Raw genomic sequence first — 553 nt, 5'->3', positions numbered from 1 at the left:
CGGCGACGATCGGGCTGCGCGCGGCCGCCCCGAGCGTGGCCGCGGCCCTGGATCGCGGGGCGACCAGTGTGACCGACGCGGTCCGGCAGGCGCTGCCGCCGGGAAGCGGCGGGCCGGTGTTCGGCGCGCTGGACGGCGGGTATCAGGTGCTGCTCGACGGGCTCGTCCGGCGCAGCCGGGTGCACTGGGTGCGGGCCAGGGTGGTCCAGCTCGAACGCGGCTGGGTGCTGCGCGACGAAACCGGCGGCCGCTGGCAGGCCGACGCCGTCATCCTGGCGGTTCCGGCGCCGCGGTTGGCGCGCCTCGTCGATGGCATCGCGCCGCGCACACATGCCGCCGCCCGGCAGATCGTGAGCGCGTCGTCGGCGGTGGTGGCGCTGGCGGTGCCCGGCGGCACCGCGTTTCCGCACTGTTCCGGCGTGCTGGTGGCCGGCGACGAGTCACCGCATGCCAAGGCGATCACATTGTCGTCGCGCAAATGGGGTCAGCGCGGCGACGTCGCGCTGTTGCGGCTGTCGTTCGGTCGGTTCGGCGACGAACCGGCCCTGACGGC

1 protein-coding gene is annotated in these 553 nt (G+C 75.4%); it reads left to right on the top strand.

Going from position 1 to position 553, the window contains the following annotated elements; genetic code table 4:
- The coding region (locus tag FJR74_RS08455) for an FAD-dependent oxidoreductase (protein ID WP_211333945.1) at positions 1-553 on the top strand (553 nt) is incomplete at both ends.

Source organism: Metamycoplasma neophronis (assembly GCF_006491995.1).
Taxonomy (GTDB): Bacteria; Bacillota_I; Bacilli_A; order Mycoplasmatales; family Metamycoplasmataceae; genus Metamycoplasma; species Metamycoplasma neophronis.
The sequence above is the reverse complement of the archived record's forward strand: the minus strand, read 5'-3'. Positions and strand labels throughout refer to the sequence as shown.